The organism is Bacillus paramobilis (genome assembly GCF_038096195.1).
In the GTDB taxonomy this organism is placed as follows: Bacteria; Bacillota; Bacilli; order Bacillales; family Bacillaceae_G; genus Bacillus_A; species Bacillus_A mobilis.
Genome location: NZ_CP151108.1, coordinates 806,550 through 829,283 on the forward strand (window position 1 = coordinate 806,550; position 22,734 = coordinate 829,283).

At 37.7% G+C, this 22,734-nt stretch carries 23 protein-coding genes and 1 other annotated feature; of the genes, 18 read left to right on the forward strand and 5 right to left on the reverse strand.

The window, feature by feature from the left end:
- The first annotated feature begins 87 nt into the window (after positions 1-87).
- The gene (locus tag AABL52_RS04205) at positions 88-645 is read left to right on the forward strand and encodes a maltose acetyltransferase domain-containing protein (RefSeq protein ID WP_098258126.1); all 558 of its coding nucleotides are present in this window, start codon (positions 88-90) and stop codon (positions 643-645) included.
- Between the two features lie 176 nt (positions 646-821).
- Positions 822-1,051 (forward strand) — a binding site (T-box leader).
- Between the two features lie 70 nt (positions 1,052-1,121).
- On the forward strand, positions 1,122-2,378 hold the full coding sequence (gene tyrS / locus AABL52_RS04210) for a tyrosine--tRNA ligase (protein ID WP_000512075.1): 1,257 nt from the start codon (positions 1,122-1,124) through the stop codon (positions 2,376-2,378).
- A gap of 78 nt (positions 2,379-2,456) precedes the next feature.
- On the opposite strand, the gene AABL52_RS04215 is transcribed toward tyrS, so the two are convergent.
- Complete coding sequence (locus tag AABL52_RS04215; RefSeq protein WP_341518960.1) at positions 2,457-2,759, reverse strand: YjdJ family protein; 303 nt, start codon at positions 2,757-2,759, stop codon at positions 2,457-2,459.
- 150 nt (positions 2,760-2,909) lie between these two features.
- On the opposite strand from AABL52_RS04215, the gene AABL52_RS04220 reads away from it, so the two are divergent.
- A complete protein-coding gene (locus AABL52_RS04220; protein ID WP_000050944.1) occupies positions 2,910-3,038 on the forward strand; it encodes a hypothetical protein in 129 nt (42 codons plus the stop codon).
- A gap of 54 nt (positions 3,039-3,092) precedes the next feature.
- On the opposite strand, the gene rpsD is transcribed toward AABL52_RS04220, so the two are convergent.
- Complete coding sequence (gene rpsD / locus AABL52_RS04225) at positions 3,093-3,695, reverse strand: 30S ribosomal protein S4 (protein ID WP_000135322.1); 603 nt, start codon at positions 3,693-3,695, stop codon at positions 3,093-3,095.
- A 398-nt stretch (positions 3,696-4,093) separates the two neighbouring features.
- Between rpsD and megL the strand changes: the two genes are divergently transcribed.
- Positions 4,094-5,272 carry a methionine gamma-lyase gene (gene megL / locus AABL52_RS04230; protein ID WP_000726610.1) on the forward strand — a complete coding sequence of 393 codons (1,179 nt, stop codon included), beginning with the start codon at positions 4,094-4,096 and terminating at the stop codon, positions 5,270-5,272.
- A 63-nt stretch (positions 5,273-5,335) separates the two neighbouring features.
- On the opposite strand, the gene AABL52_RS04235 is transcribed toward megL, so the two are convergent.
- Entirely contained in the window at positions 5,336-5,815 is a 480-nt protein-coding gene (locus tag AABL52_RS04235; protein ID WP_000494320.1) for a GAF domain-containing protein, read from the reverse strand.
- 147 nt (positions 5,816-5,962) lie between these two features.
- Here AABL52_RS04235 and refZ point away from each other — a divergent pair, with 147 nt between their 5' ends.
- Entirely contained in the window at positions 5,963-6,601 is a 639-nt protein-coding gene (refZ, locus tag AABL52_RS04240; RefSeq protein WP_341518961.1) for a forespore capture DNA-binding protein RefZ, read from the forward strand.
- An 11-nt stretch (positions 6,602-6,612) separates the two neighbouring features.
- Here the strand turns inward: refZ and AABL52_RS04245 are convergent, their stop codons facing one another.
- Positions 6,613-7,557 carry a DMT family transporter gene (locus AABL52_RS04245; protein WP_341518962.1) on the reverse strand — a complete coding sequence of 315 codons (945 nt, stop codon included), beginning with the start codon at positions 7,555-7,557 and terminating at the stop codon, positions 6,613-6,615.
- Positions 7,558-7,681: 124 nt separating this feature from the next.
- Here AABL52_RS04245 and AABL52_RS04250 point away from each other — a divergent pair, with 124 nt between their 5' ends.
- From AABL52_RS04250 to AABL52_RS04285, 8 genes are all read left to right on the forward strand, one after another.
- Complete coding sequence (locus tag AABL52_RS04250) at positions 7,682-8,524, forward strand: LysR family transcriptional regulator (RefSeq protein WP_341518963.1); 843 nt, start codon at positions 7,682-7,684, stop codon at positions 8,522-8,524.
- Between the two features lie 207 nt (positions 8,525-8,731).
- Positions 8,732-10,444: a septation ring formation regulator EzrA gene (gene ezrA, locus AABL52_RS04255; RefSeq protein ID WP_000377309.1), complete on the forward strand. Its 1,713-nt coding sequence runs from the start codon at positions 8,732-8,734 to the stop codon at positions 10,442-10,444.
- A gap of 228 nt (positions 10,445-10,672) precedes the next feature.
- Positions 10,673-11,815 (forward strand): cysteine desulfurase family protein, encoded by a 1,143-nt coding sequence (locus AABL52_RS04260; protein ID WP_000638956.1) that lies wholly within the window; start codon positions 10,673-10,675, stop codon positions 11,813-11,815.
- A gap of 6 nt (positions 11,816-11,821) precedes the next feature.
- Complete coding sequence (gene thiI / locus AABL52_RS04265; RefSeq protein WP_000989279.1) at positions 11,822-13,036, forward strand: tRNA uracil 4-sulfurtransferase ThiI; 1,215 nt, start codon at positions 11,822-11,824, stop codon at positions 13,034-13,036.
- 80 nt (positions 13,037-13,116) lie between these two features.
- On the forward strand, positions 13,117-13,314 hold the full coding sequence (locus AABL52_RS04270; protein WP_000091640.1) for an alpha/beta-type small acid-soluble spore protein: 198 nt from the start codon (positions 13,117-13,119) through the stop codon (positions 13,312-13,314).
- Between the two features lie 175 nt (positions 13,315-13,489).
- A complete protein-coding gene (gene mbcS / locus AABL52_RS04275; protein ID WP_340421109.1) occupies positions 13,490-15,076 on the forward strand; it encodes an acyl-CoA synthetase MbcS in 1,587 nt (528 codons plus the stop codon).
- A 102-nt stretch (positions 15,077-15,178) separates the two neighbouring features.
- Positions 15,179-15,610, forward strand: a complete 432-nt coding sequence (locus AABL52_RS04280; protein WP_000600354.1) for a VOC family protein — start codon at positions 15,179-15,181, stop codon at positions 15,608-15,610.
- A 70-nt stretch (positions 15,611-15,680) separates the two neighbouring features.
- Positions 15,681-17,249 carry an amidohydrolase gene (locus AABL52_RS04285; RefSeq protein WP_341518964.1) on the forward strand — a complete coding sequence of 523 codons (1,569 nt, stop codon included), beginning with the start codon at positions 15,681-15,683 and terminating at the stop codon, positions 17,247-17,249.
- Between the two features lie 107 nt (positions 17,250-17,356).
- On the opposite strand, the gene AABL52_RS04290 is transcribed toward AABL52_RS04285, so the two are convergent.
- A complete protein-coding gene (locus AABL52_RS04290; protein ID WP_000785179.1) occupies positions 17,357-18,160 on the reverse strand; it encodes an NAD kinase in 804 nt (267 codons plus the stop codon).
- A gap of 205 nt (positions 18,161-18,365) precedes the next feature.
- Between AABL52_RS04290 and AABL52_RS04295 the strand changes: the two genes are divergently transcribed.
- The 5 genes from AABL52_RS04295 (at position 18,366) to ackA (ending at position 22,727) form a co-directional block, all read left to right on the forward strand.
- The gene (locus AABL52_RS04295) at positions 18,366-19,004 is read left to right on the forward strand and encodes a DUF2953 domain-containing protein (RefSeq protein WP_340421111.1); all 639 of its coding nucleotides are present in this window, start codon (positions 18,366-18,368) and stop codon (positions 19,002-19,004) included.
- A gap of 13 nt (positions 19,005-19,017) precedes the next feature.
- On the forward strand, positions 19,018-19,413 hold the full coding sequence (gene ytfJ / locus AABL52_RS04300; protein ID WP_000350005.1) for a GerW family sporulation protein: 396 nt from the start codon (positions 19,018-19,020) through the stop codon (positions 19,411-19,413).
- Positions 19,414-19,547: 134 nt separating this feature from the next.
- Positions 19,548-20,048, forward strand: coding sequence for a thiol peroxidase (gene tpx / locus AABL52_RS04305; protein ID WP_000024525.1), 501 nt, complete (start codon positions 19,548-19,550; stop codon positions 20,046-20,048).
- Positions 20,049-20,247: 199 nt separating this feature from the next.
- Positions 20,248-21,234 (forward strand): class I SAM-dependent methyltransferase, encoded by a 987-nt coding sequence (locus AABL52_RS04310; RefSeq protein WP_000084362.1) that lies wholly within the window; start codon positions 20,248-20,250, stop codon positions 21,232-21,234.
- A 299-nt stretch (positions 21,235-21,533) separates the two neighbouring features.
- Complete coding sequence (gene ackA, locus AABL52_RS04315) at positions 21,534-22,727, forward strand: acetate kinase (protein ID WP_000034584.1); 1,194 nt, start codon at positions 21,534-21,536, stop codon at positions 22,725-22,727.
- Positions 22,728-22,734 lie beyond the last annotated feature (7 nt).

The window sequence follows — 22,734 nt, forward strand, 5'->3', positions numbered from 1 at the left end:
GAGGAAGGTCTGAACGAAATAACGTTCAGGCCTTTCTTTTTTTATGGTATCATAAACTTATACATACGAGTTAAAGGGGAGAAGAAAATGAAAACAGAAAAAGAAAAGATGATACTTGGGGAAATGTACATACCAGCTGATCCTGTTTTGATTCAAGAGAGGGAGCATGCTCGTATACTAACGAGAAAATTAAATGAAACACCAGAAGTACAATTAAAAGAGCGTAGCGAAATCGTAAAAGAATTATTCGGAACGACTGGAGATAACATTCATCTTGAATCTTCTTTCAGATGTGATTATGGCTATAACATTCACGTTGGTGAAAATTTTTACGCGAACTTTGACTGTACAATTTTAGACGTATGCCCGGTGACAATTGGAGTGAACTGTATGTTAGCTCCAGGTGTTCACATTTATACTGCAACACACCCGCTTGACCCAGTAGAGCGCATAAGCGGATCAGAATACGGAAAACCAGTTACAATTGGTGATAACGTATGGATTGGCGGAAGAGCGATTATTAATCCTGGTGTAACAATTGGAGATAATGCGGTGATCGCATCTGGCGCTGTTGTAACGAAAGATGTGCCAGATAATGTAGTAGTTGGCGGGAATCCTGCGAAGATTATTAAAAAAATAAAATAATATTTGAACGAAGTGCCTTCCTCGTCTGTATACATTTATGAAAGAATAGATGAGGGAGGCTTTTTTATGTCTAATAAATTACTCTTTGCGACGTTGTAAAGGATTGGCAAGGAGAGAACACCTACCTCTATTTGACATGCCTATATAAATGATGGTATAAAGAAAAGTATATGAATAATTGAGCGTGGAAAGGGAGAAGTAGTGATCATTTCCCTGTTTTAGAGAGCTGATGGCCGGTGAAAATCAGCACATAGATGATCGCGAATTACGCCCCTAGAGCATCTTTTTTCGATTGAATTGTATTCAAAAGGGAAAAGACGGTGCTAAGCCGTTATGTAAATAAGGTGGTAGGCTTTTTTTTGCCTGCAACTAGGGTGGTAACGCGATAATCAAAATCGTCCCTTATTTAAAGGGGCGATTTTTTTATGTTTTCAACCTTCACGCCAGTAATGAACTTAAAGGAGAGTATGTAGGATATGGGTATTTTACAAGATCTTGAATTTCGCGGTCTAATTAATCAGCAAACAGATGCTGAGGGACTTGAGCAATTATTAGAAAAAGAAAGCGTTAAATTATACTGCGGTTTCGATCCGACAGCGGATAGCTTACACATCGGTCATATGTTACCAGTATTAATGTTACGTCGTTTCCAATTAGCTGGTCACCAACCAATCGCACTTGTTGGCGGTGGTACTGGTATGATCGGTGACCCAAGTGGTAAAAAAGCAGAACGTACATTAAATACGAAAGATACAGTTGCTTACTACACAGAAAGCATTAAAAACCAACTTTCAAACTTCTTAGAGTTCGAAAACGTGGACAACCCAGCAACAATGGCTAACAACTATGACTGGCTTGGTAACTTAGATGTCATTTCATTCTTACGCGATATCGGTAAAAACTTCGGTTTAAACTATATGTTAGCAAAAGATACAGTAGCATCTCGTTTAGATACTGGTATTTCATTCACTGAGTTTAGTTATATGATTTTACAATCATACGACTTCTTAAACTTATACCAAAACCATAATTGCCGCTTGCAAATCGGTGGTAGTGACCAATGGGGTAACATTACAGCTGGTCTTGAATTAATCCGTAAATCAGAAGAAGATGCGAAAGCATTCGGTTTAACAATTCCACTAGTTACGAAATCAGACGGTACGAAGTTTGGGAAAACAGAAGGCGGCGCAATTTGGTTAGACCCAGAGAAAACAACTCCTTACGAGTTCTACCAATTCTGGATTAACACAGATGACCGCGACGTTGTTAAATACTTAAAATACTTCACATTCTTATCTCATGAAGAAATTCTTGAGCTTGAAAAGCAAGTAGCTGAAGCGCCAGAAAAACGTGCAGCACAAAAAGCATTAGGTTCTGAAATGACAAAACTTGTTCACGGTGAAGAAGCGTTAGAGCAAGCGATTAAAATTTCAGCTGCATTATTCAGCGGTTCTGTAGCAGAACTGACTGCAAGCGAAATCGAGCAAGGATTCAAGGACGTACCATCTGTAGAACGTACTGCCGAAGATACAGTATTAATCGACTTACTAGTAGAAAGCAAAATCTCTCCATCAAAACGTCAAGCACGTGAAGATGTAACGAACGGCGCAATCTACGTAAACGGTGAGCGTACACAAGCATTAGACTACGTTGTAACAGAAAACGACCGCATCGAAGGTAAATTCACAATCATTCGCCGCGGTAAAAAGAAATATTTCTTAATCCGTTACTAATCAGAAACGAATATAAAACAAATAGTACCCCGAATTGTAGGCTGAAAAGTCTATGATTCGGGTTTTTTATGTATGGATTTAAATCGCCGGATCTTTTCTTTTAAATAGAATATAAAGAATTAATACGAGCATATAAAGTAAGCTAATGAGCATAACAACAAATGCTGTTGGATAAAATTTTGCCGCATATATAAAGAAATCGATTTGATAAATATCTTCGTAATTTGAAACGGTGCCTTTAAAGTAATGCGTAAACTTAGCGCTATATTTCCATTCATCAGGATCATCTATTAAATTACTCCCCTGATACCAACTCATAAGTGCGGAAGTGATAAAGAACATAAATGAACTACCTAACTGAACCATTTGGTTTATTGTCAAAATGAATCAACCTCCTATTTAATGGTTATTATAGCGTGCATTCATATTCCTGTAACCTTTTTGTTGTAATCTCCTTTTCGAGTTCATACGGAAATCACATGTAAGCGGTATGATAAACGTATAACAACTAGAAAGGAGTGGTAAAACAAAATGTCACTAGAAGCGCTTATTATTTTTTCTTTGCTAAACGCGGGTCAGCTTGCAGAGAATTCGAAGGTGGATGTACATAAAGAGCAGAAAGATGCTTATGTATATGTTCAGAAAGAGGAAAATAAATAATTTTATTTTATATATAAACGAAAAAAGCCAATCCACAGGATTGGCTTTTTGTCATTAACGAGAGTAGAACTCTACGATTAATGCTTCGTTGATTTCAGCTGCTAACTCAGAACGCTCAGCGTGACGAGTGTAAGTAGCTTCTAATTTATCAGCATCGAAAGTTAAGTATTCTGGTACGAAGTTGTTAACTTCGATCGCTTCTTTAACAACAACAAGGCTGTTAGATTTTTCGCGAACGCTGATTGTTTGACCAGGTTTTACACGGTAAGATGGGATATCTACGCGAGATCCATCAACTGTGATGTGACCGTGGTTTACTAATTGGCGAGCTGCACGACGAGTGCGAGCTAAGCCCATACGGTAAACTAAGTTGTCAAGACGAGCTTCAAGAAGGATCATGAAGTTTTCGCCGTGCTTACCAGGCATTTTACCTGCTTGGTCAAATGTGCGACGGAATTGACGCTCAGTCATGCCGTACATGTGACGAAGTTTTTGTTTCTCTTGTAATTGTAAACCGTATTCTGAAAGTTTCTTACGTTGGTTAGGACCGTGAGGACCTGGTGCGTAAGGGCGTTTTTCTAATTCTTTTCCTGTGCCGCTTAGAGAGATTCCAAGACGACGAGACAGTTTCCAAGCTGGACCTGTATAACGAGCCATAGTTGACTCCTCCTTTAAAAATGTTTTTATTTACGTAAAATAAAAACAGACGTAATCGATATTTACGGGCATTTTGTTTTCATGTACCTTCGCTCCAGCAGCAGGGAGTTACGAGATACACCTCCGTAGAGGAACAAAATACAAACGATAAACTCACATTACAAGGCTGCCTTTTTATTTTACACAAACGCTATTATATCTTTTACCCAGAGTTTCGTCAAGCGAGTACGTTTTTGTTTTATGCATATAAATTTTGGAAATTAACAAGAAGGAATTTAAAACGATATAAAAGAAGTGATAGAAACACAAATAAAACGCTTACATAAAATGTAGTAAAAAATGTTCATTAATTTTTTTGATGAATATGCGGTAATAAAAACATAAAAGGGGATGTTTTTATGAAAAAGAAGCATATGGAGACAGCGTTAATTCATCACGGTTATACATCAGAGGAACATAAAGGAAGTTTAACACCACCTTTATTTCAAACGTCTACATTTACATTTGAGACTGCGCAGCAAGGGGAGGCGAGTTTTGCGGGAGTGGATTCGTCTTATATTTACTCAAGACTTGGAAATCCAACCGTAAAATTATTTGAAGAACGTATGGCGGTGTTAGAAGGAGGAGAAGAAGCTCTTGCTTTCGGATCCGGTATGGCAGCTATTTCAGCAACGTTAATTGGTTTTCTAAAAGCTGGAGATCATATTATTTGTTCAAATGGATTATATGGGTGCACGTACGGTTTTTTAGAAGTATTAGAAGAGAAGTTTATGATTACGCATTCGTTTTGTGATATGGAGACAGAGGATGATGTCGAAAATAAAATCCGTCCAAATACAAAGGTTATTTTCGTTGAAACACCGATTAATCCAACGATGAAATTAATCGATTTAAAACAAGTGATTCGGGTTGCGAAGCGAAATGGCTTACTTGTCGTTGTGGATAATACGTTTTGTTCACCTTATTTACAAAGACCGCTTGAGCTTGGTTGTGACGTAGTTGTGCATAGTGCAACAAAATATATTGGCGGTCATGGCGATGTTGTGGCGGGTGTAACGATTTGTAAAACGAAAGCGTTGGCTGAAAAAATTCGCCCGATGCGCAAAGATATCGGTGGTATTATGGCGCCGTTTGATGCGTGGTTATTGTTACGCGGATTAAAGACATTAGCGGTAAGAATGGACCGCCATTGTGATAATGCCGAAAAAATTGTATCGTTCCTGAAAAATCATGATGCGGTAGAAGGTGTTTGGTATCCAGAAGGGGAGTTAGCATCTCGCCAAATGAAACGAGGCGGCGGTGTGATTTCTTTTTCAGTAAAAGGCGGAAAAGAAGAGACGCAAGCGTTTATCAATGATCTTCATTTTATTACAATTGCTGTAAGTTTAGGGGATACAGAAACATTAATTCAGCATCCGGCAACGATGACGCACGCTGCGATTCCAGCTGAGCTAAGACAAGAAATGGGCATTTATGATAATTTAATACGTTTATCTGTCGGTTTAGAATCATGGGAAGATATCGTGTCTGATTTAGAACAGGCACTAAAGAAAATATCTGCAGTTAGTAATCAATAAAAAAAGAGTGAGCTATCGGTTTCGTACGTGATGTACGCAATCGATAACTCGCTCTTTTCTTTTTTAAATATGTTTTAGGAGTGTTTCCACAAATTTTTCTAAATAGCGCTGATCTACTTCATCAAAACGATTTTTTTCAGGGCTATCAATATCAAGTACACCAATGACAGTTCCTTCTTTCACGATTGGTACAACGATTTCTGAATTCGAAGCACTGTCGCAAGCAATATGTCCTGGGAATTGGTGAACGTCTGCTACAAGCTGCGTTGTTTTCGTTTCAGCTGCAACGCCGCAAACGCCTCGTCCAAATGGAATGCGCACGCAAGCAGGCATTCCTTGGAATGGTCCAAGAACAAGCTGATTTCCTTCTGTTACGTAAAAGCCAACCCAATTCACACGATCTAAAAATTGGTTTAATAATGCGGACGCATTTGATAAGTTTGCGACTACGTTTGGTTCGCCAGTTAATAATGCATCCAGTTGTTTAATTACTGTCTCATATTGCTCTTCACGAGAACCTGCATAACTTTCTTTTGTAAACATGGAAACAACTCCCTTTTTATCGAGATGTGTAAAATATTAGCAAAATACGATGTATTTCACATGACTTTGTCGATAGAAAATTAAAGGAATTTGTCTTAAAAGTCAAGAAATTTAAACTATAGCTGTTCAGTGAGAGGAAGTGAGCGCATGAAACAGACGAAACAAAAAGTAATTGATGCGGCAATATCATTGTTTAACACGAAAGGTTATGATGGAACGTCGGTGCGAGAAATTGCAAAGCGAGCGGATGTGAATGTAGCGAATATTTCATATTATTTTGCTGGAAAGCAAGGTTTATTAGAACAGCTTATTACTGACTTTTTAGAAGGGTATATTCATGTGATTGAAATGTCGTTCGAACAGAGAGAATATTTGTCGGCTAAAGATGTGATGGTGCAACTGGTGCGTGGGATTTTACGATATCAATTTGAAAATAGGGAACTGACACGTTTCTTCTACCGAGAGCTTTCACTGGATACGACATTAATTCGTGAAGTGATGACCATTTATTTTTCTAAAGAAAGATATTATATAGAGCAAATCATAAAGCAAGGACAAATGAAGCAAGAATTCAAAAAGGTATCTTTTACAATGTTTATGACGCAATTAAAAGGCATGATGAATATGCCGTTTTTATATCCGCAATATATATCAGAAGTGTTGCATTCTTTTCCGTCTGAGACATTTTTCATAGAAATGTACACGAAGGAAATTGAACAATGGATGGAACAAACATTATGTATAACGAATATGTATCAGGAATGGCCAAGGGCTGTTCATATGTGAAAAATCCCCACCTAACGAACTGAGGTGGGGATTTCTGTGCTTTCTTTTCTTTGCCATATATTGTTGCATAATAGCGCGATAATTGTTAAAGCGGATCCGGAAATTTCAATTTTTTCGACTGTATAACCTCGAAAGATGGAACCGATAAGTGCAAGTACAGGAACTAAATTCATAAATAATATGCCATTAATAGATGAAATATAGCGATTTCCTGTGTTCCAGCAAAATACAGCGATAACACCTGCAATAATCGACATATACAAGAGTTCAAAACGAACGTTCATAATGGTACGTAGTGACGGTACAGTAATGAAGTTTGTGTAAGTGAAGAAAGTGACGATAACGATGAGTGAAATTGAGCCGAATAAACAAGTTAACGTCGTATATCGAAGTGGTGACCAAGATTGAAAACGAGCACCGCCGTTCGTGTAAATGACCCAGCAAGTAACGCCGCACAGCATAAGTATATTTGTTGAGAGGTGACTGGCAGCTCCAAATAATAAGTGAATATTTCCTTTTGAAATGACAAGTATAACCCCGAGTAATGCAACGAACATACAAAGGAATGTGTAGTTTTGTGGGCGTTTATTTTTTGTTATCCACTGCAATAATAAAGCGATGAGTGGCATAAGAGACTGAATCATCGCGGCATGGATGGCTCCAGAAGGTCCGGCAAGTTGTTGACCGTAAAAAACGAGAAAACCGTATCCAGCGAAGCCGACCGTTCCGTAAAAGAATAACGAAAGTGTTCTTTTTTCTAATCGGAGTGAAGTTTTTCCTTCAGTAATGAATAGCAAAATAAGAAAAATTATAGCTGCTGATCCGTACCGGATAGTTGTGAAGAAGAACGGATCGATAAACTGTAGGGCATTTGCCATGACAGGAAACATAAATCCCCAAGCAGTTACGGCAAGTAGGCATAAGAGGGATCCGAGTAGCATTTGTTTTTTGTTCAAGAGTTTCATTCCCCTTTATATTTCGTTATAGTAAGTTGATGAAATAAGTATAAAGAGTAATTGTTTATAGTAGGAAATATCGATTTTTTATGACAGTTATAACTTTTTGTTAGAGGTGTGTACGATGGATTTGGAGGCAGTACGATCGTTTATTGAAGTAAAGAATACGCGAAGTTTATCGAAGGCGAGTAAGCTTTTACATATTTCTCAACCGGCGCTTAGTAAGCAAATTCAAAGATTAGAAGCGGATTTAGAGGTTACTTTACTTAAGCGTTCCGCGCAAGGAGTGGAGTTAACAGAGGCTGGAGAGTTATTTATAACAAGAATGTTACCGATTTTGAAACACATATATGAAGTGAAAGCCGAAATGAAGACTTTTCAAGAGAAGCGGAAAATTTCTATAGGCATATTGCCAAGTTTAGCAGCTCATTACATATCAAAATGTAAAGATGTATTAGGTGAAGGATTCGAAGTAGAATGGAAAATTGAGCATACGAAAGTACTAATGGGACTCTTTAAAGAACGGAAGATTGAAGCGATGTTCGTCGATTCAATAGTAGAAGGCGCTACGTGTATAAAAGAAATGCGAGAAGAAACAATTGTTTGTGTCGTTTCAAATGATCATCTTTATAACGAGAAAACAGTGATTCGAATGGAAGATTTGCAAAATGAAAAGTTAATCGTATATCCAGAAATCTGTGATGTAAGGAAAATAATTACGAATATGTTTCGGGGGATAGGTGCGAAACCAATCATTGCATTTGAAACTTCTTACGCAGAACCGATGCTTGCGATGGTCGGAGCTGGACTTGGTATTACGTTACTTCCAGAAATGGCAGTAGAGCAAGCGGTAAAGCAAGGGAATGTGCATGCGATTTCTATTGAACCACCACTTGTGCGTAAAATTTATTTCGTATCTCATATGAAAGAGAACCTGTTATTACACTCATTTGATGATGGGAGATAATCCAAACAGAAGATTGAGAAAGATTACAATTGCATTGAAAGAAACATGAAATTTTAAAAAAAACTAGGTCAAAAACAAGCCATTACATGGTATGATTAGTACATTGTTAGTTGTTAAATATAGGGGAATTCCCTTTTTATACATAATGCCTTCCATTTCATAAACGGAACGGACAAAAAAAGAGATATAACTAGGAGGCTTTTTTGCATGGATTCTATCCTGACGATCGTTATCATTGTAGTAAGCTCTATTCTAGTGCTGCTCATGATAGAGCTTGTGATAAGAAATCGTTCATATAAAGATATTGAAGCACTGGAGCAGTGGAAACAAGAGATAAAAGATAAACCTGTGGCAGATGAACTAAAGCGGGTGAAAGACTTAAATATGACGGGTCAAACAGAAGAACTGTTTGGTAAATGGCGTGAAGAATGGGATGAGATTGTATCAACAACCCTTCCGAAAGCCGACAAAGATTTAGCGCAAGCGCGAAAATTCGCCTCGCAATTCTCCTTCCGAAAAGCAAAGCATGCGATGAATGAATCCATAAGTGGTTTAGATGACGCTGATAATCGTATTACAGACATTTTAAATGAATTACAGCAATTGTTAGAAAGCCATGAAAAAAATAGCTCGGAAATTGAAGGGTTACGTGATACATATCGTAGTATGAAGAAGAGTGTTCTTGCTCATAGACATATGTATGGAGCAGCAGAGCAGAAAATTGAAGAGATGCTAGACGCTGAATCTAATAAATTTAAAAGCTTTGAAGAGGCAACAGATAATGGTGACTATTTAAAAGCGAGAGAAATTGTTATTAGTTTAGAAGAAGGTTTGGCAAGCTTAGAAATCATTATTCACCAAATTCCAGATTTATTGGTAGAGTGTCAAGCGACGTTACCAGTTCAGCTGGAAGATTTATTACACGGACATAATGATATGGTAAGACAAGGTTATGTATTAGAGTACTTGGAAGTCCCTAAAGAAGTTCGTGATATGACGACACAACTACACACATGTTTAATGGATATACAGGAGCTTCATATAACGGAAGCTGCTGAAAAAGTAGAAAACTTAAAAACACGTTTAGATGGCTTCTATGATCAACTGGAACAAGAAGTACATGCGAGACATTATGTGGAGCAAAAAACACTTTCTGTTTATGAAGACTTAGAAGAAATTCGTACTGAAACGATTGAAACAAAAGCAGAAACACAACTTGTGAAACAAAGTTATCAGCTACAAGATAAGGATATTGAGTCTCAAAAAGTAATTGAAAAGCAAATGCATATTTTAACGAAACGTTTTGAAATGCTGCAATTACGCGTTGCGGAACAAGATATTGCCTTCTCTATTATTCGTGAGGAACTAGAAGAGGTTTATGAGCAATGTGAAACGTTAAAAGTACTGCATGCGGAATATAAAGAAATGCTGCAAACGATGCGTAAAGAGGAATTTGAAGCGCGTGAGAAGTTGCAAGAAATGCGAAATATCATTTTTGAAACGAAACGTTTTATGCAAAAGTCGAATTTGCCAGGTCTTCCAGAAAGCATTATGGAAGATTTAAAAAGAGGACAAATGGCAATGCAAGCTGTATATGAACAGTTAGAAGTGAAACCGTTAAATATGAACGCTGTAAATAGCAGTTTAGAAGAAGCGTACACAACTGTTAATGGGGTAGCTGAAATGACAGAAGAGTTAATTGGACAAGCGTATTTAGTTGAAAAATTAATTCAATACGGTAATCGTTACCGCAGTCATGATGAGAACCTTGCAGAGAGCTTAAATTATGCGGAGAAATTATTCCGTGAATATCAATACGATGCAGCTTTAGAACAAGCGGCTTCTGTACTAGAGCAACTTGAACCTGGCGTTGTTCAAAAAATAGCTGAATATGTAGACAATGAACAAACCCTTTCATAGGGGTTTGTTTTTTTGTGTAATTTTGGGGACGATGTTGCTATAATGAATAGCGGAATACAGTAAGGTTATTCGTTTTAAAATATAGTGAAACTGTAATCGGTAGGGCCATCCTCACTAATTATCGGCCTTCACAATCGGGATAAAATGGAACCTTTGAGTAGTCTTAGCGTAATTACACGTATTTGTGATATGATTATATGATGTGATAGCGCTGAAAGGGGAAGAATGATGATCTATTTTGATAATAGTGCGACGACGAAGCCATATCCAGAAGCCCTTCAATCGTACGTAACGGTTGCTGGAAAATATTTTGGAAACCCTTCTTCTATTCATTCGCTTGGGGGAGAGGCAGAGCGTCTATTAACACAATCAAGAACGATTGCAGCGCAGCTTCTGCACGTTAAACCTTCTGAAATTATTTTCACATCAGGTGGAACGGAAGGGAATAACCTTGCGATTAAAGGAATAGCGATGAGGAATCGTTCGCGCGGTAAACATATCATTACAACAAATATTGAACACGCGTCTGTGTTTGAAGCATATAAACAATTAGAAGATCTCGGTTTTGATGTAACATATTTACCGGTTAATGAGCATGGTGTTGTATCGGTAGAGGATGTAAAACGAGCACTTCGTGAAGATACGATTCTTGTGTCAATTATTCACGTGAACAACGAGACTGGAGCAATTCAGCCTGTTGCTGAAATTGGAACGTTATTATCGAACTATCCGAAAATAAGATTCCATGTGGATCATGTACAAGGGATAGGAAAAGTACCGCTTGATTTATATGCTTCTCATATTGACCTTTGCTCAATATCTGGACATAAATTTCACAGTGTAAAAGGAACGGGTCTTCTTTATGTGCGTGATGGCGTAAGGTTAGATCCAATTTTATCAGGTGGTCAACAAGAGCTTAAGTATCGCTCTGGTACAGAAAATTTACCTGGCATTGTAGCGATGGTGAAAGCACTTCGCATGACAATGGAACAAGTGAAAGAAAAGATAGCTCATTTGCACAATTTACAAACAGAGCTTGTCCGTTTCTTTAAAGAGATGGAAGATGTCACGATTAATACGTCGCTTGCCTATGCAGCACCGCATATTTTAAATGTATCATTCGTTGGTTTAAAACCAGAAGTAGTCGTTCATGCTTTAGAAGAGTACGGTGTATATGTATCGACGAAGTCTGCTTGTTCTTCAAAAGCAAATGAAGTGAGCAGAGTGTTAGTGTCAATGGGAGTACCGCATGCCGCTGCTGCGAGTGCTATTCGCATTAGTTTGGCACCAGAAAACACGATGGAAGAAGTAAAACAATTTGAAGGTATTGTGAAAGAGACGATGCCAAAATTATATGAAGTGATGAGGTAAAGAAATATGATGACATATGAATATATTTTAGTTCGTTATGGAGAGATGACGACTAAAGGTAAGAACCGTTCTAAATTTGTAAGCACATTAAAAGATAACGTAAAGTTCAAACTGAAAAAGTTCCCAAATATTAAAATCGATGCAACACATGATCGTATGTACATCCAATTAAATGGCGAAGACCATGAAGCAATTTCTGAAAGATTGAAAGATGTATTTGGTATTCATAAGTTTAACTTAGCGATGAAAGTACCATCAGAATTAGAAGATATTAAAAAAGGTGCATTAGCAGCTTTCTTACAAGTAAAAGGCGATGTGAAAACATTTAAAATTACAGTGCACCGTTCTGATAAACGCTTCCCGATGAAGACGATGGAGCTACTTCCAGAAATCGGTGGGCACATTTTAGAAAACACAGAGGATATCACAGTAGATGTTCATAATCCAGATGTGAATGTACGTATAGAAATTCGCAGTGGTTACACATATATTATGTGCGGTGAGCATATGGGAGCTGGCGGTTTACCAGTTGGTGTTGGCGGAAAAGTAATGGTACTTCTTTCTGGTGGTATCGATAGCCCGGTAGCAACGTACTTAACGATGAAACGCGGCGTGTCTGTGGAAGCAGTTCACTTCCATAGCCCACCTTTCACAAGTGAGCGTGCAAAACAAAAAGTAATCGATTTAGCACAAGAGTTAACGAAGTACTGTAAACGTGTAACGCTTCACCTTGTTCCATTTACAGACGTGCAAAAAACGATTAATAAAGAAATTCCATCTAGCTATTCAATGACAGTTATGCGCCGTATGATGATGCGTATTACAGAGCGTATCGCAGAAGAGCGTAATGCGCTTGCAATCACGACGGGTGAAAGTCTTGGACAAGTAGCAAGCCAAACATTAGATAGTATGCATACGATTAACGAAGTAACAAACTATCCAGTTATTCGTCCACTTATTACGATGGATAAATTAGAAATTATTAAAATTGCTGAAGAAATCGGCACATATGATATTTCAATTCGTCCGTACGAAGATTGCTGTACAGTATTCACACCAGCAAGCCCAGCGACGAAACCGAAGCGTGAAAAAGCGAATCGTTTTGAAGCGAAATACGATTTCACACCATTAATCGATGAAGCTGTAGCGAATAAGGAAACAATGGTATTACAAACAGTAGAAGTAGTGGCGGAAGAAGAAAAATTCGAAGAACTTTTCTAAACCCATAAATTACCATATATAAAACGTGTATGAAGTCATGTTATTTATCACACTCTATACTCACAAGGAGGTGATATAACATGTCACGTAGCACAAATAAATTAGCGGTTCCTGGTGCTGAATCAGCATTAGACCAAATGAAATACGAAATCGCTCAAGAGTTTGGTGTTCAACTTGGAGCAGATGCAACAGCTCGCGCTAACGGTTCTGTTGGTGGTGAAATCACTAAACGTCTAGTTTCACTAGCTGAGCAACAATTAGGCGGTTACCAAAAATAATCCCATATAAGATGGCTTAGAAAGAGCGGGTTCTCCCGCTCTTTCTTTTTGTTGTTTACATCGTTATACATTCATTTCGACATAGACATAAAAAATTTGTCAAAAGAAGAGGGTTCAAAATAGACAGAAAATTCTTTATTATATAAGGGAGGCATAAAGAAAAAGGAGGATGTTTATGAAGAGAGAGGAATTGTTGGCGCCGCCGTCTTATAATTTAGTTTCTGAAATAGAGAAATATACAGGTGATAAAGAGAAGCTTGCTTTAATTTGGCAAGATGATAAAGGGAATAGACGAGAAGTTACATATGCTGAGTTAATGCAAGGTGCGAATAAAATTGGAAACGCTTTTATAAAGAGTGGCCTACAAAAAGGGGACAAGCTTCTTATTATGATGCCGCGTTTAATTGAAGCGTACATGACGTATATCGCTGCAATTAAAGCAGGATTTGTCGTAATTCCGAGTTCGGAAATGTTACGTAAAAAAGATATTGAATATCGAATCGGGCACGGGGAAGTAAAAGCGATCGTAAGTTATGAGCCGTACATTGGACAGTTTGATGATATAGAAGCGATGGGGTCTCTTCAAAAATTCGTTCTGAGCGAGCAGTCAGTAGATGGATGGATTAATTTAAAAACAGCGTTAGAAACAGAAAGTGACCTGTTAGAAATGGCGAAGACAGATAAAGAAGATATGGTCTTTTTATCTTACACGTCAGGGACGACAGGAAATCCAAAAGGTGTTGTTCATACGCATGCTTGGGCATACGCTCATTTACGTACGAGCGCTCCAAACTGGCTCGGAATTGAAGAGAATGATGTTGTATGGGCAACGGCTAGTCCGGGCTGGCAAAAGTGGATTTGGAGCCCGTTTTTAGCAACTCTCGGCTCAGGTGCAACAGGATTTGTATACAACGGTAAATTTGAACCGAAAACATATTTAAATTTATTAGACAATAATAAGGTGAATGTGCTTTGTTGTACGCCAACTGAGTATAGATTAATGGCAAAGGTAGAAGACTTAAGTGAGTACAATTTAGAGGCGTTACATAGCGCTGTATCCGCAGGTGAGCCGTTAAATAGAGAAGTCATTGAAACATTCCAAAAGCACTTTAATATTACAGTGAGAGACGGCTATGGGCAAACGGAAAATACATTACTTGTTGGTGTAATGAAAGGGATGGATATTAGACCAGGATCAATGGGAAAACCAACGCCAGGCAACCACGTTGATATTGTAGATGAGGAAGGCCTTCCGGTAAAGGTAGGAGAAGTTGGTGATATTGCAGTTCACATTGAGACACCGGCCCTCTTTAAACAATATTATAAAGACGATGAGCGCACAGCGATGCAATTCCGCGGTGATTATTATATTACCGGTGATAAAGCGAAGAAAGATGAAGACGGTTATTTCTGGTTTGAAGGGCGCGGTGATGATATTATTATTAGCTCTGGTTATACAATTGGGCCGTTTGAAGTAGAAGACGCGCTTGTAAAACATCCTTACGTAAGAGAGTGCGCAGTTGTCGCAAGTCCTGATGAAATTCGCGGAAGTGTCGTGAAGGCATTTATCGTATTAAGAGAGAATATAGAAAAGAACGAAGAAACATTAATTCCAATACTCCAACAACACGTCAAAGAACTTACTGCACCATATAAATATCCTCGTAAAATTGAATTTGTAGATGAACTACCAAAAACGATTTCTGGAAAAATTCGCCGTATTGAACTTAGAAAACAAGAGATGGAGATTCCGTCAAAATAATTTTGAAAACAGTGAAGGAAATAGTTGAATGAAATGGCAAACAATGATAATATAAAAACGAACACAAGTTCGATTTTATAAACTTAAAAAAGAGGTGTCCGTATGATTTTAGGTATTAATCCGTACTTAGTTTTAGATGGTAGTGGGCAAGAAGCTGTACAGTTTTATAAAGAGGCGTTAGATGCAAAAGTAGAAGTCATGCAAACTTTTGGTGACATGCCTGAAAATCCAGAATATCCGATTCCAGCTGAAGCAAAAGAGCGCGTTTTACATGCTACTTTAAAAGTTGGTAATACGGACCTTATGATTTCTGATACATTCCCAGGTCAAGGGCATGCAATCGGATCTCAAGTAACAATCGCAATTCAAATTAGTAATGCAGAAAAAGCGAAAGAAGTATTCGAAAAGTTACAAGAAGGTGGAGAAGTTATTATGCCACTTCAAGAAACGTTCTGGAGCCCAGCATACGGACAACTTAAAGATAAATTTAGCATTGAATGGCAAATCACAACGTCTACTACTGAACAAAAGTAATTTTTAGAAAAGCACCATGTTTTGAAATGGTGCTTTTTTTTATACAATAAAAACAAAGGAGATGGGATATATGGGAGAAGTTTGGTATGGCGGCACCATTTACACGATGCGAGAAGAGAATGAAAAAGTAGACGCTGTTTATGTTGAAAAGGGCATGATCGTTGATGTCGGGAGTAAAGAAGAGTTAGAAGACCGATATGCTACGGTTAAATTTCACGATTTAGAAGGCAAAGCGATGATTCCAGGTCTCGTTGATAGTCATATGCATCTTATTGGGCATGGAGAGAGGTTACTTCGTCTAGATTTATCAGATTGCACATCTTATAGTGAAGTGCTGAATCTCGTGCGGAAACGAGTAGAAGAAGCCCTGAAAGGTTCTTGGATTATTGGAGAAGGTTGGAATGAAAATAATTTTACAGATACGAAACAAGTCCATGTACGTGATCTAGATGAAATTTCTAAAGAACATCCGATTTTATTAAAGCGTGTTTGTCGTCACGTGACATGGGTGAATTCATACATACTGCAAGAAGCGAACATAACAGAAGCGACGCAAGACCCGAAAGGCGGGAAAATTGGCCGTGATTCATCAAATATGTTAACAGGGCTTTTATATGAACAAGGGCAAGAATTAATTAAACATGTGCAGCCAGAAATTGATGAAGTTTATTTACAAAGAGCTTTGCAAACAGCGATTAAAGACTGCTGGCAATATGGTCTCGTTGGTGGGCATACGGAAGATTTAAATTATTACGGTGGCTTTAGAAAAACGCACAATGCGTTTTCTCATGTCATAAAGGAAATGCCATTTAAAGCGCATTTACTCGTTCACCATGAAGTAGCACATGAACGAAAAGAATATGAAAATGAGCATTATATTGAATTTGGAGCGATGAAAATTTGTTCTGATGGCTCTTTTGGCGGAAGAACAGCTTTATTAAGTGAACCGTATGAAGATGCGCAGGAAACAAATGGAGTTGCGATTTTCTCACGCAAAGAGCTTGCGGAGTTAGTGAAAAAAGCACGTGATTTACATATGCCAGTAGCGATTCATACAATCGGTGACTTATCGTTAGAATATGTCATTGATGCGCTTGAATTATATCCACCAGCAGAAGGATTACGTGACCGCATTATTCATTGTCAGCTTGCTCGTGAAGAGTTGATTGAGAGGATGAAACATTTGCCGGCTATTATTGATATTCAGCCTGTCTTTGTGTCATCGGACTTCCCATCAGTCATTGAAAAACTAGGTGAGCATCGTCTTCGTTATGCGTACGCTTGGAAGACGTTACTGGAAGCGGGATTACATTGCAACGGTGGATCTGACGCGCCAATTGAACAAGTGAATCCGTTTTTAGGCATATATAGCGCTGTTACACGTAGAAGTTTTATTGACGGTATATGTTATATGCCGGAAGAGAGATTAACGGTATATGAGGCTGTCTCTTTATTTACAACAGGAGGTGCCTATGCAATCGGAAAAGAAGCGAAGCGAGGACAAATCGCGAAAGGATATGAAGCGGACTTTACGATATTAAATCGCAATATTTTTGAGATAGAGGCAGAAGAAATAAAAGAAGTGCAAGCAGAAATGACCGTAATTGATGGGAAGATTGTGTATAGGAAAGACGTGTGAAAATATATCGACTTACCGACAAAAGCTAACAAGAATATTGGCCGATAGCGAGAGAAATAAAAAACCGCCGCATTATGGAATATCATAATGCGGCGGTTTTTTTCATGTTATAAAAATGTTCTTTGTACTTTTTCCCAGAAGGAATTGTTTTTTAATTTAACTGTTTTAATTTGTTTATCGCTTAAGCGTACAACAGCTTTTTCTACTTGTTTAATGCTAAGCGCTTCATTATCCATACCGATAACAGGATAATCGTTACCGTCTGGTCGTAGTTTTAAAGTTAATGTACGCTCGTGATTTAAAATGAACGGTGAGCCAAGCGTACGGTATGTGTTGTTATTTAATGATGCTAGTTCGCTTACTTGGAAGCATGGGATAAGCGGATCCACAACCGCACCATGTAATGATTTATTGTAAGCTGTACTTCCTGTTGGGGTAGAAACAACTAAACCGTCCCCTCTAAATGTTTCGAAATATAGATCATCAACGTGAACATCTACAACGAATGTTTTAATAATGCTAGAACGTAATGAGAACTCATTTAAACAATGGAAAGATGTACCGTGATCAACATCTACCTGAATTGTTGGGTATTTTCGCACTTCAATTTCATTTTTTGTAATTTCTTGAAGGGCTGTATCAACGTGATCAATATGGAAATCGCAGTAGAACGAAATTTCATCTTTCGTAGAAATCCCTGCGTATAAGCAATCTTCTCTAAAACCAGTTTTACGAACGGCTTGTAAGAAAGTTGCATCATCTCCAACACTGACGATAGCGTTTGCATTTTTTGGATGATCTAATATGGTAAATCCATTCTCTTCTAAAATACGATAGATTGGTTTCATTTTTTCAACGAGCGTTGCTTTGTCATCACCATAAAAGAAAAATAAATTGCGACGATCTGCCATTATGTATCCCTCCACTGCAGTTAAATTTTCTGTTCTTCGTGCTACATATCATCAGAATACGTTCCCCGACGATATGTTCAAATAATATATTTCGATATAAAATGTCAAAATCCCTTTTTATTTTTAGAAAAATTTTTATATTCAATCTTATGGGATTCTGTTTAATGATGCATAAACTTGTCGATAATGGGTATGGAGTGAAAGGATGATACGTATGAAGTGGCTCGTAATTGGAATAATAATTCTTCTCCTTTTTATTTTGCTTATACTATTGTCGAAAATAAAGCTTAAAGTGACATTTTTATATTCAGAAATGGAAAAGCAATGTTTGTTTCAAGTGAAAATATGGATGATTCGATATACATTCGATGTACTGGAAAGAATTGAAAAACAACAGAAGAAGACAGGACAAAAGATCGAGAAAGCTGAAGAGGACGGCGGATTAGATAATAAAATTATAGCGCAACTTGATAGTATGGGGGAGCTGATAAAAAAGCTGCAAGAAGTTCATACTATTGTTAAAGATTTTCTCAAACGAGTGAAAATCAATGGTTGGAAATGGCACACGCAAATTGGTGCAGGTGATGCAGCTAGCACTGGAATTGTCACTGGATATGCATGGGGGACAAAAGGAATGGCTGCTGGAGTTGTAGGACAATATATGCATATTGTCGATGTACCGGAATTTGAAATTACGCCTGTGTTTCAAGGGAAAGGATTTGCGTCAAGATGTGAGTTAACAGCATCTTTTCGTATATTCCGTACTATAAAAACAGCGGTGAAATTGCTCATGTTTATGAGAAAGCAAAAATCTGGTGTGACAGAAAAATCTGTTCAAGCATAAGGGGGGATATAGAATGGACCATCCAATTCAAGGTTTAATGACAACCGCAATGCAGCATTTAAAACAAATGACTGATGTAAATACAATTGTTGGTGATCCAATTAAAGCGGCAGATGGAAGTGTAATTCTTACCGTTTCGAAAGTTAGTTTCGGATTCGCCGCTGGTGGAAGTGAATTTGGTAAAGTAGAACATTCAGGTCGTCATCCATTTGGCGGGGGAAGTGGTGGAGGAGTTTCGATTAATCCTGTTGCTTTTCTTGTAATAAATGGAGAAGGCGTAAAAGTGTTACATTTAGATAAGCAAACACACGTCATCGATAAAATAATTGAATTAGCGCCACAAGCTGTTGATAAAGTGAAGGAAATGATGGATAAACGAAAAGAAGACGATCCTGAATTTCAAATTTAACGAATAAAGAAGCTGATCAATGGATTGGCTTCTTTAATTTTTTTGTAAATAAAGCGATTTTATTTGCATTATCGATAGGGACAAACTATCATTTACAGTGTACATATTTTGTTTAAATAAGGGAGGATTTTCAAGTGGCAAACGTAACTTTTAAAGGTAATCCAATGACTTTAGTTGGAACAGAAGTTAAAGTTGGCGATCAAGCGCCAAACTTCCAAGTATTAGCAAATGACTTATCTCCAGTAAGTTTAGAAACATACAAAGGCGAAGTAAAATTAATTAGTGTTGTACCTTCAATCGACACAGGTGTGTGTGATGCACAAACACGTCGTTTTAACCAAGATGCAGCAGGTATTGAAAACGCGAAAGTATTAACAATTAGCGCTGACTTACCATTCGCTCAAAAACGCTGGTGTGCAGCAAACGGTTTAGAAAATGTTGTAACACTTTCTGACCACCGTGACCTTTCATTCGGTGAAGCTTACGGCTTAGTAATGAAAGAGCTTCGTTTACTTGCTCGTGCAGTATTCGTAGTAGATAGCAATGACAAAGTAGTTTACGCAGAGTACGTAAGCGAAGGTACAAGCCATCCAAACTATGAAGCAGCATTAGAAGCAGCTAAATCTGCAAAATAATGTGAAGGAAATGACCTCTTATAAAGAGGTCGTTTTTTCTCATATATTGCTGCGTAACGGTACCAATATATGAGAAAAAACGTTATATCGCATATAACTGAAAGGGGAGCTCTTTGCAGGAGGTCGCTTTTTCTTTTTGGAAAAAAACACTTTGTGGTATGATATAAGTTATGTGTAAAAGAGAGAAGGAGGAATGTACGTGAGTCAGACAGTAGAAACATTATTTTCTATTTTTGATTCTTCTGCGGTAGTTTTACGTAAAGAATTAGATGTAACATATTTAGAGGCGCTTGTAGAAACAGGTGATAACTTGTTTGAAGGAGCGATTTTACAAGAGGAATTATCTGAGTCAGCAATTGAAAGGCTGAATCGTGAATATAGTACGTTTAATGAAGAAACATATAAAGGTGAAGAAATTCGTAAAGCATTTCAGTTAGCCATTTTAAAAGGAATGAAAGAAGGCGTACAAGCGAATCACGAAATGACGCCTGATGCAGTTGGCATGTTCATGAGCTACTTATTCCATAAATTTATGCAAGGTCAAAACGAAATTACGGTGTTAGACCCTGCGATTGGAACAGGTAACTTAATGACTACAGTGTTTAATAGCGCCAAAGAAGGACTAGCAATGAGTGGGTTTGGTGTAGAAGTGGATGAAGTGCTAATTAAACTTGCTTTAGTAAATGCGAATTTACAAAAGCATGCAATCGAATTCTTCCATCAAGATGGACTAGCGCCACTTTATATCGATCCGGTTGATGCAGTCGTTTCAGACTTACCGATTGGTTACTATCCAAATGAAATCGGTGCAAGTGAATATAAGTTAAAAGCAGATGAAGGAATGTCATATGCACATCACCTATTTATTGAACAAAGTGTGAAACATACGAAAGAAGGCGGGTACTTATTCTTCCTAGTGCCAAACTTCATCTTTGAAAGTGATCAAGCACCAAAATTACATGCATTTATTAAAGAAACATGTTTTATTCAGGGGTTATTACAGCTACCTGTTTCCATGTTTAAAAACGAGAAAAATGCAAAAAGTATATTTGTTCTCCAAAAGAAAGGCCCTAGTGTAACGATGCCAAAACAGGCGTTATTAGTGGAGTTACCTAAATTTTCTAACATGAAGGCGATGGAGAACATTATGGACCAATTAAATACTTGGTTTGCAACGCATAAATAAGGCTAGGTATATGTAACAGGGTTAGTAATTCATGTAGTACAGTTTTATATGATATGTCATATTTTTAAATATATACTAGATTTAACTGAATTTTTTTGAAATCTGTAATATATATTTTTTCTTGGTGTTACAATTTTTTCACTTGAAATATATGTCGGACGATGTTTAAATTAAAATCGTGAGTATAAAATTTGCTAATGATGAAACGTTTTCATATGTAGTGAATTTAATTAGATAAAATCGAGCGGTTTGTGGAAACATCCACACAACTACCAAGAGAAAAAGGGGCGAAAGACTAGATGTCAAAAATCATCGCGATTAACGCAGGAAGCTCTTCCTTAAAATTCCAATTATTTGAAATGCCAAGTGAAACAGTATTAACAAAAGGTTTAGTAGAACGTATCGGTTTAGAAGATAGTATCTTCACTATTACTGTAGATGGCGAAAAACAAAAAGAAATTACAAACATTCCAGATCACGCAGTAGCAGTTAATATGCTTCTTAACAAATTAACTGAAAACGGAATCGTTAAATCTCTAGATGAGATTGGCGGTATCGGTCACCGTGTTGTTCACGGCGGCGAAAAATTTGCTGACTCTGTTTTAATTACTGATGAAGTATTAGCTGATATCGAAGAATTAAGCGATTTAGCACCACTTCATAACCCAGCAAACCTTGTTGGTATTAAAGCATTCCAAGAAGTATTACCAAACGTACCAGCAGTAGCAGTATTTGATACAGCGTTCCACCAAACAATGCCGGAATCTGCATTCCTATACAGCTTACCATATGAGTACTATGAAAAGTTCGGCATCCGTAAATACGGTTTCCACGGAACTTCTCATAAATACGTAACTGAGCGTGCGGCTGAATTATTAGGTCGTCCACTTGAAAGCTTAAGCTTACTTTCTTGTCACTTAGGTAACGGTGCAAGTATCGCAGCAGTAGAAGGCGGTAAATCTATCGATACTTCTATGGGCTTCACTCCACTTGCTGGTGTAACAATGGGTACACGTTCTGGTAACATTGACCCTGCGTTAATTCCATACATCATGGAAAAAACAGGCCAAACAGTAGAAGAAGTAGTTAGCGTATTAAACAAGAAGAGTGGTATGTTAGGTCTTACTGGTTACTCTAGTGACCTACGTGACATCATTGCGAAAGAAGAAGAAGGCGACCACCGTGCGAAAGTAGCACTTGATGTATTCGTAAGCCGTATCCATAAATACATCGGTTCTTACACTGCTCGTATGAAAGGTGTAGACGCAATCATCTTCACAGCTGGTGTAGGTGAAAACAGTGCAATTATTCGTGAGCGCGTATTAGAAGGCCTTGAGTACATGGGCGTATACTTCGACGTAAAACGTAATAACGTATTCGGTGAAGAAGCATTCATCAGCTTCCCGCACTCTCCAGTAAAAATTATTGTAATTCCAACTGACGAAGAAGTTATGATCGCTCGTGACGTACTACGTCTTGGAAATATTGGTTAATATACTA

Excerpts from the sequence above, each read along its gene's own strand:
- mbcS (WP_340421109.1), top strand. The coding sequence starts at position 13,490 with ATGAAGAGAGAGGAATTGTTGGCGCCGCCGTCTTATAATTTAGTTTCT.
- ackA (WP_000034584.1), top strand. The coding sequence starts at position 21,534 with ATGTCAAAAATCATCGCGATTAACGCAGGAAGCTCTTCCTTAAAATTC.
- AABL52_RS04295 (WP_340421111.1), top strand. The coding sequence starts at position 18,366 with ATGATACGTATGAAGTGGCTCGTAATTGGAATAATAATTCTTCTCCTT.
- AABL52_RS04290 (WP_000785179.1), bottom strand. The coding sequence starts at position 18,160 with ATGGCAGATCGTCGCAATTTATTTTTCTTTTATGGTGATGACAAAGCA.
- AABL52_RS04280 (WP_000600354.1), top strand. The coding sequence starts at position 15,179 with ATGATTTTAGGTATTAATCCGTACTTAGTTTTAGATGGTAGTGGGCAA.
- ezrA (WP_000377309.1), top strand. The coding sequence starts at position 8,732 with ATGGATTCTATCCTGACGATCGTTATCATTGTAGTAAGCTCTATTCTA.
- AABL52_RS04250 (WP_341518963.1), top strand. The coding sequence starts at position 7,682 with ATGGATTTGGAGGCAGTACGATCGTTTATTGAAGTAAAGAATACGCGA.
- thiI (WP_000989279.1), top strand. The coding sequence starts at position 11,822 with ATGATGACATATGAATATATTTTAGTTCGTTATGGAGAGATGACGACT.
- rpsD (WP_000135322.1), bottom strand. The coding sequence starts at position 3,695 with ATGGCTCGTTATACAGGTCCAGCTTGGAAACTGTCTCGTCGTCTTGGA.
- tyrS (WP_000512075.1), top strand. The coding sequence starts at position 1,122 with ATGGGTATTTTACAAGATCTTGAATTTCGCGGTCTAATTAATCAGCAA.
- megL (WP_000726610.1), top strand. The coding sequence starts at position 4,094 with ATGAAAAAGAAGCATATGGAGACAGCGTTAATTCATCACGGTTATACA.
- AABL52_RS04205 (WP_098258126.1), top strand. The coding sequence starts at position 88 with ATGAAAACAGAAAAAGAAAAGATGATACTTGGGGAAATGTACATACCA.
- AABL52_RS04285 (WP_341518964.1), top strand. The coding sequence starts at position 15,681 with ATGGGAGAAGTTTGGTATGGCGGCACCATTTACACGATGCGAGAAGAG.
- AABL52_RS04270 (WP_000091640.1), top strand. The coding sequence starts at position 13,117 with ATGTCACGTAGCACAAATAAATTAGCGGTTCCTGGTGCTGAATCAGCA.
- AABL52_RS04235 (WP_000494320.1), bottom strand. The coding sequence starts at position 5,815 with ATGTTTACAAAAGAAAGTTATGCAGGTTCTCGTGAAGAGCAATATGAG.
- ytfJ (WP_000350005.1), top strand. The coding sequence starts at position 19,018 with ATGGACCATCCAATTCAAGGTTTAATGACAACCGCAATGCAGCATTTA.
- AABL52_RS04260 (WP_000638956.1), top strand. The coding sequence starts at position 10,673 with ATGATCTATTTTGATAATAGTGCGACGACGAAGCCATATCCAGAAGCC.
- AABL52_RS04220 (WP_000050944.1), top strand. The coding sequence starts at position 2,910 with ATGTCACTAGAAGCGCTTATTATTTTTTCTTTGCTAAACGCGGGTCAG.
- refZ (WP_341518961.1), top strand. The coding sequence starts at position 5,963 with ATGAAACAGACGAAACAAAAAGTAATTGATGCGGCAATATCATTGTTT.